Source organism: Paractinoplanes atraurantiacus (assembly GCF_900215205.1).
In the GTDB taxonomy this organism is placed as follows: Bacteria; Actinomycetota; Actinomycetes; order Mycobacteriales; family Micromonosporaceae; genus Actinoplanes; species Actinoplanes atraurantiacus.
This window is the reverse complement of record NZ_OBDY01000003.1, coordinates 94,733-107,259: the sequence shown is the minus strand read 5'-3', so window position 1 is coordinate 107,259 and position 12,527 is coordinate 94,733. Positions and strand designations below refer to the sequence as shown.

The following is a 12,527-nucleotide window of genomic DNA, read 5'->3' as shown; positions in this document are numbered from 1 at the left end:
GCTCCATCACTGAATGGCCTCGGGCATCGGGTTCGAAAGCTCCTTCATCTCGCTGATCGCCGGGACGGCCATCGGGTCGAGGCCGTGGGCCAGGGCCAGGTAGAGCGACGCGAAGTCGGGCACCGAGGTGAGCGAGGCGAGCCGCTCCAGGGTCGAGCCGCCCTCGGCCGTCAGCACGTCGCAGCGCACGCCGCGGCGCTCGGCCAGGGTCTGCACCGCGTCGGCGCGGCGCTCCTCGACGGCGACCGGCTCGTCCGCGTCGTCCTCGGGGTTGAGGCCACCGTCGCGGAAGACGACCAGGCGCAGGCGGGTGTTGGCGGAGTCGTCCTGGTCCTCGTCCGGGTCGGCGAAGATGTCGCGGGACGACTCGGCCAGGCCACCGAAGACGCCGTCGAGCAGGCCCACCCGGCCCCGGCCGGCCTCGCCCAGCGCGCCCGCCATCACCGGGTAGCGGGCGTTGGCGGCCAGCGTGTCGGCGAACCGGCGGGCGGCCACGGTGGCCAGCGGCGACGAGCCCCAGACGATCGGGATCGAGCCGGCCAGGCCGAGCGCGAGCTCCTTGGCCGGGTTGACGAACGAGTCGGCGGCCGGGCGGCAGCGCTCGGCGTCGGCGTCGAGCCGGGTCGCGGTCTCGGCCAGGTCGGCCTCGGTCACCTTGACCAGGCCGATGGCCCGGGCCGCGAGCAGCACCGGCACGGTCAGGCCCCACAGGCTGGCTCGGGCCGGCGCGCGGCGCGGCACCGGGATGAACGGCGCGCGGGCGCGGGCGGCCACCGCCTGCAGCTCGGAGTCGGGGTTGCCGATGGCGACCAGGCGGGCGCCGCGGCGGGCGGCCGCGTCGGCCGCGGCCAGCGCCTCGGGGCTGCGGCCGGAGGCGGAGACGGCGATGACCACGTCGGCCGCGCCGACCCAGCCGGGCACGCCCGCGCTGCGGTGGCCGATGATCGGCACCGGGCAGCGGGGGCCGGCCACGGTGGCCAGGATGTTGCCGGTGAGCCCGGCCGTGCCGATGCCGGCGACGACGACCGCACGGGGGCGGCCCTCGTCGATCAGCATGCTCAGGTCGGTCTCGGCGGCCAGCGCCGCCGACTCGCGCACCTGGGCGCCGGCCGACGCCGTGGCCCGCAGCATGCCGCCCGGGTCGCTGGCGAGCATGGTCTTCTCGTCGTCGAGCAGGCTCTCGTCGGCGTGCCGGTGCCCGTGGACCCCGGCCGCGCCGCCCTCCAGGGGACCCGCCATCAGGAGGCACCGCCCTGCGGCTCGCGGGCCTCGTCGAGCAGGAGGACCGGGATGTCGTCCCGGACCTCGAAGACGCGCCCGCACTCGGTGCACGTGAGGGTCTGCGCACCGGCGTCGTACGTCAACGGCGCGTGATGCGTGTCCGGGCAGGCCAGGATGTCCAGCAACTGCGGATCGAGGGCCACCGAACGGCTCCTTTTGTCGCGGAGGGCTGTCGAACCCTCAGATCCTATCCGCGAACGATCGCGAGCACCTCGTCGCGCAGCGATGCCATGCGGTCGGGCTTGGTGGCCTCGACGTTCAGGCGCAGCAGCGGCTCCGTGTTGGACGCTCGCAGGTTGAACCAGGCGCCGTCGGGCAGGGCGACGGTGAGGCCGTCGAGCTCGTCGAACTCGGCGCCGGCGAACACCTTCCGTACGGCCGCGATCCGGGCCTTGGCGTCGTCGACCGTGGAGTTGATCTCGCCGGAGGCCGAGTAGCGCTCGAACTCGGCGGCGAACTCGGACAGCGGGCTGCTCTGCCCGCCGAGCGCGGCCAGCACGTGCATGGCGGCCAGCATGCCGGTGTCGGCGAACCAGAAGTCGCGGAAGTAGTAGTGGGCCGAGTGCTCGCCGCCGAAGATCGCGTTGGTGCGGGCCATCTCGGCCTTGATGAACGAGTGGCCGACCCGGCTGCGGACCGGCTTGCCGCCGTTCTCCGTGATGATCTCGGGGACCGCGGCCGAGGTGATCAGGTTGTAGATGACCGTGCTGCCCGGGAACTTGGCCAGCTCGCGCTTGGCGACCAGCGCCGTGATGGCCGAGGGCGAGACCGGGTCGCCCTTCTCGTCGATGATGAAGCAGCGGTCGGCGTCGCCGTCGAACGCGACGCCGATGTCGGCGCCCTGCTCGCGGATGGCCCGCTGGAGGTCGACCAGGTTGGCCGGGTCGAGCGGGTTGGCCTCGTGGTTGGGGAACGAGCCGTCCAGTTCGAAGTAGAGCGGGACGATCTGAAGCGGCAGCGCGGGCAGCACCTGGTCGCCCAGGACGGCCGGCACCGTGTGCCCGCCCATGCCGTTGCCGGCGTCCACGATGACCTTGAGCGGCCGGATGCCGGACAGGTCGACCAGCGAGCGCAGGTGGGCCGCGTAGTCGGCCAGCAGGTCGCGCGACTCCACCCGGGACGGGCCGTCGGCCTCGGCGTTCAGGTCGTCGAGCAGCTGCTCGGCGCGGCGGCGGACGACGGCCAGGCCGCTGTCCTGCCCGACCGGCTTGGCGCCGGCCCGGCACATCTTGATGCCGTTGTACTTGGCCGGGTTGTGGCTGGCGGTGAACATCGCGCCGGGCAGGCCGAGCGAGCCGGACGCGTAGTAGAGCTCGTCGGTCGAGGCCAGCCCGATGTTGACGACGGCCGTGCCGCTCGCGTTGGCGCCGCGGGCGAAGGCGGCGACCAGGCCGGGGCCGGACTCGCGCATGTCGTGCGCGACGACGATCTGGTCGGCGTCGTCGCCGGACTCGCGGAGCATCTCGACGAAGGCCGTGCCGATGGCCCGGGCCGTTCGCTCGTCGAACTGGTCGGGGACGGTGCCGCGAACGTCGTACGCCTTGATGATGCCGGACAGATCGGACACTGCTCCCCCTGCTCCTTTGATGACCCGCCGAGAGTAGCCGAGCCGGATGTCCGAAAAGCCAGAACCACGCAGCGCCACTATTACGGGTGGCGCTTGTCGTCCGGCGTGATGCGGGTCACGATGATGGTGTCCCTGGAGGTGCTCCTGTGGCCAACCCCTGGCTTGCCCTCGACACCGGCGCCGACCCGGCCGAACGCATCCGGCAGATCGGGCGCGCCCATGAACGGTTCGTCGGGGGCGACAAGGCGGCCAACAGCATCCGCCCGGTGGTGGCGGCGTCCTGGGAGCGCTCGGCGGTGGCCCTGCCGAGCGCGGACAGCACCGCACCGATCGAGCTCGGCGACAGCGAGCTTGAGGCCTACCGGGCGGCCCATCCCCTGGCCCGGGTCATGCCGATCTTCCGCGACCTGCTGGGCGGGCTGGCCGAGGACGGCGAACACCTCATGGCGGTCTGCGACGCGTACGGCCGGCTGCTCTGGGTCGAGGGCAGCGCGAGCGTGCTGCGCGGCGCCGAGCGGATGAACTTCGTGCCGGGCGCCCGCTGGGACGAGGCACACGCCGGCACGAACGCGCCGGGCACGGCCCTGGCCGTCGACCATCCGTTGCAGATCTTCGCGACCGAGCACTTCAGCCGGCAGGTCCAGCGCTGGACCTGCGCCGCCGCGCCGATCCACGATCCGGCGACCGGCGGCCTGCTGGGCGCGATCGACGTGACCGGCGGCGACCATCTGGCCAACCCGCACAGCCTGGCCCTGGTCCGGGCGACCGCGCTGGCCGCCGAGGCCTATCTGCGCGGTCACGTCATCACCAGGACGACCGCCGGCACGGTCTCGGCGCTGGGCCGCAACGAGGCGCTGCTGAGCTTCGGCGGGCGCCGGTGGCGGCTCGGCCGGCGGCATTCCGAGCTGCTCGTGCTCCTGCTGGCCCGGCCCGAGGGCAGCACCGGCGAGGAGCTGGGCTTCGAGCTCTACGGCGACGAGGTCAACCCGGTCACCGTGCGGGCCGAGCTGTCCCGGCTGCGCCGCACGCTCGGTCCCGAGCTGATGGAGTCGCGCCCCTACCGGCTGCGCGCCGAGCTCGAGGCCGACTTCAGCGGCGTCCTCGGCCTTCTGAACGCCAAGAACGTCAAAGAGGCTTTGCGTCAGTACGCGGGACCGCTGCTCCCGGGTTCGGAGGCGCCCGGAGTCGTGCGCCTGCGCCGCCTCGTCGACGGCCGGCTGCGCTCGGCCGTGCTGAACAGCCGCGACACCGAGGTGCTGCGAGGCTGGCTCAACTCGGCGTGGGGATCGGACGATCTGGCGGTCTGGGAGGCGTACGCCAAACTCTCGCCCTTGAATCCCCAGGCCCGCGCCCGCATCCGCGAGCTCAGCCTCGAATACGGTCTTGCAACGTTCTCGCAACGTCCGCGTAATTAGCGTCGCCCGTACCCAGAAGGTACGGAGGCAGTCCATGACCGTGTACGCCGCGCCCGGCACCGACGGCGCCATCGTCAACTACGAGTCCCGGTACGACCACTTCATCGGCGGCGAATACGTGCCGCCGGCCAAGGGCCAATACTTCACCAACCCGTCACCGGTCACCGGCCAGGACTTCTGCGAGATCGCCCGGGGCACCGCCGAGGACGTCGAGAAGGCGCTCGACGCCGCGCACGGCGCCGCCGACGCGTGGGGCCGCACCTCGGCCGCCGAACGGGCCGTCATCCTCAACAAGATCGCCGACCGGATGGAGGCGAACCTCGAGAAGCTCGCCGTGGCCGAGGCGTGGGAGAACGGCAAGCCGGTCCGCGAGACCCTGGCCGCCGACATCCCGCTGGCGATCGACCACTTCCGCTACTTCGCCGGCGCCATCCGCGCCCAGGAGGGCACCGCGGGCGAGCTCGACGACGACACCGTCGCCTACCACTTCCACGAGCCGCTCGGCGTGGTCGCCCAGATCATTCCGTGGAACTTCCCGATCCTCATGGCGGTCTGGAAGCTCGCACCGGCCCTGGCCGCCGGCAACGCGGTCGTGCTCAAGCCGGCCGAGCAGACCCCGGCCTCGATCCACTACTGGCTGTCGCTCGTGGCCGACCTGCTGCCGCCGGGCGTGCTGAACATCGTCAACGGGTTCGGCGTCGAGGCCGGCAAGCCGCTCGCCTCGTCCAACCGGGTGGCCAAGGTCGCCTTCACCGGTGAGACCACCACCGGCCGGCTGATCATGCAGTACGCCTCCGAGAACCTCATCCCGGTCACTCTGGAGCTGGGCGGCAAGAGCCCGAACATCTTCTTCGAGGACATCAGCCGCCTCGACGACGACTTCTACGACAAGTCGCTCGAGGGCTTCGCGATGTTCGCGCTCAACCAGGGCGAGGTCTGCACCTGCCCGTCGCGCGCGCTCATCCAGCAGAGCATCTACCCCGATTATCTGGCCGCGGGCGTGAAGCGGGTCGAGAACCTGAAGCAGGGCAACCCGCTCGACACCGACACCCAGGTCGGCGCGCAGGCCTCGAACGACCAGCTCGAGAAGATCCTGTCGTACCTGGACATCGGCCGGCAGGAGGGCGCCAAGGCGCTGACCGGCGGCGCGCGGGCCGACCTGGGCGGCAACCTGTCCGGCGGCTACTACGTACAGCCGACGATCTTCGAGGGCAACAACTCGATGCGGATCTTCCAGGAGGAGATCTTCGGGCCGGTCGTCTCGGTGACCTCGTTCGCCGACTACGCCGACGCCATCAAGATCGCCAACGACACGCTGTACGGCCTGGGCGCCGGCGTGTGGACCCGCGACATCAACCTGGCCTACCGGGCCGGCCGCGCGATCAAGGCCGGTCGGGTGTGGACGAACTCCTACCACCTCTACCCGGCGCACGCCGCGTTCGGTGGCTACAAGCAGTCCGGCATCGGCCGCGAGAACCACAAGATGATGCTGGACCACTACCAGCAGACGAAGAACCTGCTGGTGTCGTACAGCCCGAAGGCCATGGGCTTCTTCTAGGCCGGCGGCCATGGCCACTCGCGTAGACGTGACCCCCGCGGCCGCCGACATGATGCGGCGGCTGCGGGGGCAGCACGGTCCACTGATGTTCCACCAGTCCGGCGGGTGCTGCGACGGCAGCTCACCCATGTGCTACCTGGACGGCGAGTTCCGCACCGGCCAGTCCGACGTGCTGCTCGAGTCGCTGAAGATCGACGGCGTCGACGAGCCGATCACGTTCTGGATGTCGTCGTCGCAGTTCGAGCTCTGGAAGCACACCCACCTGACGGTGGACGTGGTCCCCGGCCGCGGTTCCGGCTTCTCGCTGGAGGCGCCCGAGGGCGTACGGTTCCTGATCCGTTCCCGCCTGCTCACCTCTGAGGAGTTGGCCGAACTCGCATCGTGATCCCCTCTGCTCGAGGCCGGGCCGGCCGTGCGGCCCGGCCTCGTCCTTGATCCTCGGGGCTTGCCCGCACGTACTTCACTGTGTCGTTTGGGCCGGATCACAGAGGACGAGTGTGCCGAACTTCCGTTACCGGGCGTATGCCAGCCTGCGAGACATGCGAAAAACCTTCAGCCGCCTAGCTCCCGTACTCGCGGTAGCCGGCCGGGTCCTCGCTGTCATCGGCCGCTTCCTTGCTCGCGCGGACAAATGGCTTATTTCGCTCTTATTTGGAGCTGATCGACCTACTGACACCTCACCAGATCGTGCCGAAAGCACCGTAGATGTAGCGGAACGCCCCTCGAACCCGGCAACGTCGGGAGAAGCAAGGTTCGGGGAGGTTGTGATGCGGATGTCGCGTGCCAGGAAGGCCGTGCTGCTCGGTGTGGTGTTACTCGCGGTGAGCCTGACCGGCCGGGCCGCGGCCCAGTCCACGTCCGAGGAACCGGTCGCCGCACCCGCGCCCTCCCCCTCGGCCTCCGCCGCCGTCAAGCCCGCGCCGCCGTCCAAGACCCCCACGAAGGCCCCGGTCAAGCCGCCGAAGAAAAAACCCACCAAGGGTCAACAGCCGACCGGCAAGAGCATCTCGTACGCCGGCGGGCCGGCCGGCAGCCGCACGATGACCGGGTCCAAGGGCGTCGCGCTGACCTTCGACGACGGCCCCGACCCGGCGACCACGCCGCAACTGCTGAAGATGCTCAAGCAGCAGCACGTCAAGGCCACCTTCTGCCTGGTCGGCAAGAACGCGGCCAAGTTCCCCGACCTGGTCCGCCAGATCGCCGCCGACGGTCACACCCTGTGCAACCACACCTGGAACCACAGCCTGAAGATCGGCAAGGATCCCGAGGCGAAGATCCGCACCGACCTGCTGCGCACGAACAATGCCATCCTCCGGGCCGTGCCCAACGGGAAGATCAAGTACTTCCGCGCCCCCGGCGGCAACTTCACGCCGCGCCTGGTCTCGGTGGCCAACAAGCTGCACATGTCGTCGATCTACTGGAAGCTCGACCCGCGCGACTGGGACCACAAGAAGGGCGAGTCGTCGGCCGCCCACCGGGCCCGGGTCATCGCGACGATCGAGAAGCACACCCACCCGGGATCGATCATCCTGTCCCACGACTACGCGCAGCCGGACACGATCGCCGCGTACCGCACGCTGCTGCCGTACCTCCGCAAGCGTTTCCAGCTGATCGCCCTTCCTTGACGACCCCGCTCGGGCACGACTTCACGATCGGCGCCCACCTCGACATCGACGCGAGCGCCGGCGACCTGCCGTACGTCATCCGCGACTGGGTGGAACACATGACGAGCCACCTCGCGGCCGAGGAGCGTGCCCGGATGGCGCCCTGGCCGGCCTCCGTCAAGGCGGTCCTCGAGGCATACCGGGACGGCGACCCCTACGGCGAGATCAAGGTCAAGCGCCTGGTCAACGGCAAGGTCCGTAACGGCAGCCGGATCCTGTCGGACGCCGGCCTGACATGGTTCGCCGGCCAGGTGCGCGACGCCCTCGTCGAGGTGCACGCACAGATCGGGTGGCTGTCCCTGGGCGTCGAACCGTTCGAGGCGTCGCCCGGGTGGCTGCAGCTGTCGGCCTACACGCGGGTGTCCCGCTTCGATCGGGCGGCCCAGGAGCAGTGGGCCGGGGCGTTCGCCGCATTCGCCGACCGGGTCAACCCGGGCTACGGCCAGATCGGCTATCACCAGTGGCGAGGCGGGACCGCGGTCGAGCAGGCCGTCGACCGATGGGCGCCCGACCGGGCTCGGCGCGGGCCGGAGCACACCATCGGCCGGTGCCGGGAGACGCTGCGCGGATACGACTGGGTGACCGTCGTTCCGGCCGAGCTGGTGGGCAGGCTCGGCGGCGCCGGCGGGCTGGCCGCTAGCGGGGCCTTCGCCGAAGTGCGGCCCCTGGCTCGTGGCGGCGTCCTGCTCCGGACCACAGCCGGCTTCCGGGACCACACCGCGATCACCGCCGAGCCGGCGTTCCGGGCGCTCGCCCCGGTCCTGCCGCCGGGCCGCCCACACCTGATCGACCGGGGACCGACGTTCCCGCCGCTGGCCATCGTCGACGAGGACCCAGCCGCCCTCTAACGCATTCCCCACGTCCGCCGGGCGGTCAGCGGCATTTCGTGTGCCGGCTGGGTGGTTTCAATGGCTGGGCGGGATCACCCGCAGATGTCCCCGGCGGCCGGTCTGGTGGCCGGGGGTGTCCTGCTCGTCGGTGCGCGGGGGCGGCGCGACCGGGCGGGCCGCCTCGCGGACGGCGTCGGCCAGGGCGACCAGGTCGTCGGTGGTGGGGGGCGGCGGGGCGAAATCGCCGTCGTGGCGCACCAGGTCCCAGCCTCGGGGGGCGGTGAGGCTGCGGGCGTGCGGCTCGCACAGGTCGTACGTGTGTGGCTCGGCGAACGCCGCGAGGGGGCCCACGACGGCGGTCGAATCGCTGTAGACGTAGGTCAGCGTGGCGACCGCCTGTCGGGGACAGCCGTTCCGGGAGCAGCGCCGTGGTGACCTCACGGCGGCACGTTATCGCCCCGACGGCCCGCAAGGGCGCGGAAGGGCCGCGACACGCCGACTCACGATGCATCACGATTCGGCGATGCCGGGCAGACACGCCGCCCCCGATGGGGCGAATTCGGGCACGACACGCTTGTGACGCGACCTGAGGGCCCGTCACACCGTCGGAGGACTAGAGTTGTCCGGTGACCACCAGCCCCGAACGCAGCCGCAGCGATCAGCCGGCGCGGTCGCCCCGCCGATCCGGCCCCGGTCATCCCGCCCGGCGCGACAGGCACGGGCGCGGACTGCGGGGGCGCCTGGTGCCGGCGACCGTCCCCCTGGCCCGCACCAAGGCCGAGATCTTCGACGACCTGGTGCTCGACACCGTCGAGGGCCTCGAGCGGCGCTATGCCAAAGAGCTCGCCGGCGTCGAGTTCGCGGTCGAGGACGTGCCGCCCGATCTCAACGTCTACGACTCCGACGTGCTCGAGGACGGCGAGGTGCCACTGGCCCGCCTGCTGCCCGGCCGCCCCGGCCGGCAGGAGCTCCCCCCACGGATCGTGCTCTACCGGCGGCCGCTGGAATTCCGGGCGATGGACCGTGAGGACCTCGCCGACCTCGTCCACGATGTGATCATCGAGCAGGTAGCCAACCTGCTCGGGGTGGACCCTGACGAGTTGTCCTGAGTCTCAGGCGACCCTGCGCTTGAGCTTGCGACGTTCCCGCTCGGACAGTCCACCCCAGATGCCGAACCGTTCGTCATGACCCAGCGCGTATTCCAGGCACTCGGCCTTGACCTCGCACCGGCCGCAGATCCTCTTTGCCTCCCGGGTGGACCCACCCTTCTCCGGGAAGAAGGCCTCCGGGTCGGTCTGCGAGCACAGCGCCCGCTCCTGCCACTCGGGCGCGTCCCCGAGCAGGTCGACCCCTTCAACCTGCGCTTCCATCGGCGTGCCTCCCAATTTCCGCACCGGCAGCGATGCCGGCGCTGACCCCCCACGCACGCAGCGTGTTTTTTGTGAGCCGCGCATTTTGCGGCGTCGCAGCCCACAACCCCACCGAAATTACACGCGTGTAAGACGTGCGTCGTCAAGCCGAACCTGATAAATAGGCCCGTTTCCCCGGCGCGCCTTCGGCGCGTCGTGGTCCCGTTCCTGCCCTATCTCTCCGAAGCCCCGGTTGGTAACGCGTCCTCGGCCACACGAGTCCAATTTAACCCGATTTGTGACCTATCGTCGACCGTAGGTCGTCGTCCGCTCCACCGCAGGCCGTCCGGCCGTCGCGGCGAGTTCCTTCAACTCGGCGACCGTACGCGCCGAACCGTGCTCCGAACCCGCCATTCGGGAGATTGTTTCCTCCATCAGGGTGCCGCCGAGATCGTTGCAACCACCGTTGAGCATTTCTCGCGTTCCGTCGTCGCCGAGTTTCACCCATGAGCATTGGATGTTGTCGATCCGGCCGTGCAGCAGAATACGGGCCATCGCGTGCACGACCCGGTTCTCCCGCCAGGTGGGACCCGCTTTCGCGATACCGGCCAGATAGATCGGCGCGTTGGTGTGGATGAACGGCAAGGCCACGAACTCGGTGAAACCGCCGGTCACGTCCTGGATGCCGGCCAGCACCCGGAAATGGCCGAGCCACTGTCGAGGGTGGTCGACATGGCCGTACATCATGGTCGAACTCGACCGGACGCCCACCTGATGGGCGGTCGTCACCACATCGACCCAGGCGCTCGCGGGCAGCTTGCCCTTGGTCAGCACCCAGCGCACGTCGTCGTCGAGGATCTCGGCGGCGGTGCCGGGGATCGTGCCGAGGCCGGCGTCGCGCAGGTCGGTGAGCCACTCCCGCACGGAGACGCCGGCCTTGGCGGCCGCGGTGACGATCTCCATCGGGGAGTACGCGTGGACGTGCATCCCGGGCACCCGCTGCTTGACCGCGCGGACCAGGTCGGCGTACGCCGTGACGGGCATCTTGGGGTCGATGCCGCCCTGCATGCAGACCTCGGAGGCGCCGTCCCGCCAGGCCTGCTCGGCCCGGTCGGCGACCTGGTCGACCGAGAGGCGGTAGGCGTCGGCGTCCTTCTCACGCTGGGCGAAGGCGCAGAAGCGGCAGCCGACGTAGCAGACGTTGGTGAAGTTGATGTTCCGGTTGACCACGTACGTGATGTCGTCGCCGTTGACGTGCTTGCGCAGGTCGTCGGCGATGCGGGCCAGCTCGTCGAGGGCGGGGCCGTCGGCGTTGAACAGCGCCATCGCCTCGTCCTCGTGCTCCTTTTCCAGGAGCGCGGCCGGGTTCTCGGAGGCGAGCTTGAGGCCCTTGATCACATCGCTGTCGAGCGTCGTGTGGGTGTCGGTGGTGACGTGGGCGGCGACCTCTTTCCAGTCGCCGTAGACGTCGTCGAAGTCGGAGCGGCGGTCGCCCGTGCGCCCGTCGGTGTCGATCGTGGCGAAAAGATCGGTGCGACCTTCGCCGTACGCGTCGTCGGGCTCCTGCCACGGAAGTCCCTCGGGGCTCTTGTCCAGAGCGAGCCCGTCCTTGTCGGCCAGCGCGGCCACATGGGCGGCCAGCCGGGGGTCGAGCCAGCCCTCGGTGCCCCGGCGGACGTACTCCGGATAGATCGTCAGACGCTCCCGCAGAACAAATCCGGCATCCGCCGATTTTTCGCGAAGAAGGTCGATCTGCGGCCAGGGGCGCTCGGGGTTGACGTGATCGGGAGTCACCGGCGAGACGCCGCCCCAGTCGTCGATGCCGGCCCGCAGCAGCAGCGAGAACTCGGAGTCGATCAGGTTCGGCGGGGCCTGCACCCGGGCCCGCGGGCCCATGATGATCCGGCCCACCGCCACCGTCGCCGCCAGCTCACGCAGCTCGGCGTCGGGCATGCCGCGCATCGCCGTGTCCGGCTTGGCGCGGAAGTTCTGGATGATGACCTCTTGAATGTGGCCGTACTCGCGGGCCGCCCGGCGCATCGCGAAAATGGCGTCCACCCGCTCGGCCCGGGTCTCACCGATGCCGATCAGGATGCCGGTGGTGAACGGCACGCCGACCCGGCCGGCGTCGTCGAGCACCCGCAGGCGCACGGCCGGCTCCTTGTCGGGCGAGCCGTAATGCGGGCCGCCCTTCTCCGACCACAACCGGGTCGCGGTGGTCTCGAGCATCATGCCCATGCTGGGCGCCACCGGCTTCAGGCGCTGAAGCTCGGCCCAGCTCATCACCCCCGGGTTCAGGTGCGGGAGCAAGCCGGTCTCCTCGAGCACGGCGATCGCGACCGACCGCACGTAGTCGAGCGTCGAGTCGTAGCCGCGCTCGTCCAGCCACTGCCGGGCCGCGGGCCAGCGCTCCTCGGGGCGGTCGCCGAGCGTGAACAGGGCCTCCTTGCAGCCCTGGGCGGCGCCCTCGCGGGCGATGGCGAGCACCTCGTCGCGCTCCAGGAAGGCGGCGGGCAGCCGGTGCGGCACCGTGGCGAAGGTGCAGTAGTGGCACCGATCGCGGCAGAGCCGGGTCAACGGAATGAAGACCTTGCGGGAGTACGTGACGACGCCCGGCCGCCCGGCCTCGCGCAGACCCGCGTCGCGGATGCCGCCGGCAATGGCCAGAAGCTCGTCGAACTGCTCACCGGTGGCGGCCAGCAGGGCGGCCGCCTCCTCGGCATCGACGGCTTTGCCGTCGGCGGCCCGGCGCAGGGCCCGTTTGATCTGCGCCTCGGTCGGCGCCGGCTCGGTGGGCGTGATGCTGATGTTGGCTACTGCCGCGTTGACCTCGACCACCAGAGCAGCCTAGGCCGGAATTCTT

Annotated in this window: 12 protein-coding genes; 6 read left to right on the top strand and 6 right to left on the bottom strand. The window is 70.6% G+C overall.

All coding sequences use genetic code 11. From position 1 onward, the window contains the following. Window positions 1–6: 6 nt before the first annotated feature. Genes CRP55_RS09620 through CRP55_RS09610 form a run of 3 tightly spaced genes read right to left on the bottom strand, consistent with a single transcriptional unit; the run spans window position 7 to window position 2,848 of the window. On the bottom strand, window positions 7–1,239 hold the full coding sequence (locus CRP55_RS09620; RefSeq protein WP_438865774.1) for an SIS domain-containing protein: 1,233 nt from the start codon (window positions 1,237–1,239) through the stop codon (window positions 7–9). Beyond that, entirely contained in the window at window positions 1,239–1,424 is a 186-nt protein-coding gene (locus CRP55_RS09615) for a Trm112 family protein (protein WP_097319345.1), read from the bottom strand. The genes CRP55_RS09620 and CRP55_RS09615 overlap by 1 nt, the downstream gene beginning before the upstream one ends. 44 nt (window positions 1,425–1,468) lie before the next feature. After that, window positions 1,469–2,848, bottom strand: coding sequence for a phosphomannomutase/phosphoglucomutase (locus CRP55_RS09610; RefSeq protein ID WP_097319344.1), 1,380 nt, complete (start codon window positions 2,846–2,848; stop codon window positions 1,469–1,471). Window positions 2,849–2,994: 146 nt separating this feature from the next. On the opposite strand from CRP55_RS09610, the gene CRP55_RS09605 reads away from it, so the two are divergent. The 5 genes from CRP55_RS09605 (at window position 2,995) to CRP55_RS09585 (ending at window position 8,333) form a co-directional block, all read left to right on the top strand. Further along, window positions 2,995–4,263 carry a GAF domain-containing protein gene (locus CRP55_RS09605; protein WP_097319343.1) on the top strand — a complete coding sequence of 423 codons (1,269 nt, stop codon included), beginning with the start codon at window positions 2,995–2,997 and terminating at the stop codon, window positions 4,261–4,263. 34 nt (window positions 4,264–4,297) lie between these two features. After that, on the top strand, window positions 4,298–5,821 hold the full coding sequence (gene adh, locus CRP55_RS09600) for an aldehyde dehydrogenase (RefSeq protein ID WP_097319342.1): 1,524 nt from the start codon (window positions 4,298–4,300) through the stop codon (window positions 5,819–5,821). Between the two features lie 10 nt (window positions 5,822–5,831). Next, window positions 5,832–6,206 (top strand): DUF779 domain-containing protein, encoded by a 375-nt coding sequence (locus CRP55_RS09595; RefSeq protein WP_097319341.1) that lies wholly within the window; start codon window positions 5,832–5,834, stop codon window positions 6,204–6,206. 382 nt (window positions 6,207–6,588) lie between these two features. Further along, window positions 6,589–7,446: a polysaccharide deacetylase family protein gene (locus CRP55_RS09590; RefSeq protein WP_097319340.1), complete on the top strand. Its 858-nt coding sequence runs from the start codon at window positions 6,589–6,591 to the stop codon at window positions 7,444–7,446. Further along, on the top strand, window positions 7,443–8,333 hold the full coding sequence (locus CRP55_RS09585) for a hypothetical protein (RefSeq protein ID WP_097319339.1): 891 nt from the start codon (window positions 7,443–7,445) through the stop codon (window positions 8,331–8,333). The genes CRP55_RS09590 and CRP55_RS09585 overlap by 4 nt, the downstream gene beginning before the upstream one ends. A gap of 57 nt (window positions 8,334–8,390) precedes the next feature. On the opposite strand, the gene CRP55_RS09580 is transcribed toward CRP55_RS09585, so the two are convergent. Continuing rightward, the gene (locus CRP55_RS09580) at window positions 8,391–8,756 is read right to left on the bottom strand and encodes a DUF3499 domain-containing protein (RefSeq protein WP_097319338.1); all 366 of its coding nucleotides are present in this window, start codon (window positions 8,754–8,756) and stop codon (window positions 8,391–8,393) included. A gap of 302 nt (window positions 8,757–9,058) precedes the next feature. Here CRP55_RS09580 and CRP55_RS09575 point away from each other — a divergent pair, with 302 nt between their 5' ends. After that, window positions 9,059–9,424, top strand: a complete 366-nt coding sequence (locus CRP55_RS09575) for a metallopeptidase family protein (RefSeq protein WP_212986377.1) — start codon at window positions 9,059–9,061, stop codon at window positions 9,422–9,424. A gap of 3 nt (window positions 9,425–9,427) precedes the next feature. On the opposite strand, the gene CRP55_RS09570 is transcribed toward CRP55_RS09575, so the two are convergent. Both CRP55_RS09570 and CRP55_RS09565 read right to left on the bottom strand, forming a co-directional pair. Next, on the bottom strand, window positions 9,428–9,685 hold the full coding sequence (locus tag CRP55_RS09570; protein ID WP_014688021.1) for a WhiB family transcriptional regulator: 258 nt from the start codon (window positions 9,683–9,685) through the stop codon (window positions 9,428–9,430). Window positions 9,686–9,967: 282 nt separating this feature from the next. Next, window positions 9,968–12,502: a bifunctional FO biosynthesis protein CofGH gene (locus CRP55_RS09565; protein WP_245922898.1), complete on the bottom strand. Its 2,535-nt coding sequence runs from the start codon at window positions 12,500–12,502 to the stop codon at window positions 9,968–9,970. Between the last annotated feature and the right edge of the window lie 25 nt (window positions 12,503–12,527).

Coding starts and splice junctions, on each gene's coding strand:
- CRP55_RS09620 (WP_438865774.1), bottom strand. CDS start 1,239: ATGGCGGGTCCCCTGGAGGGCGGCGCGGCCGGGGTCCACGGGCACCGG.
- adh (WP_097319342.1), top strand. CDS start 4,298: ATGACCGTGTACGCCGCGCCCGGCACCGACGGCGCCATCGTCAACTAC.
- CRP55_RS09595 (WP_097319341.1), top strand. CDS start 5,832: ATGGCCACTCGCGTAGACGTGACCCCCGCGGCCGCCGACATGATGCGG.
- CRP55_RS09590 (WP_097319340.1), top strand. CDS start 6,589: ATGCGGATGTCGCGTGCCAGGAAGGCCGTGCTGCTCGGTGTGGTGTTA.
- CRP55_RS09570 (WP_014688021.1), bottom strand. CDS start 9,685: ATGGAAGCGCAGGTTGAAGGGGTCGACCTGCTCGGGGACGCGCCCGAG.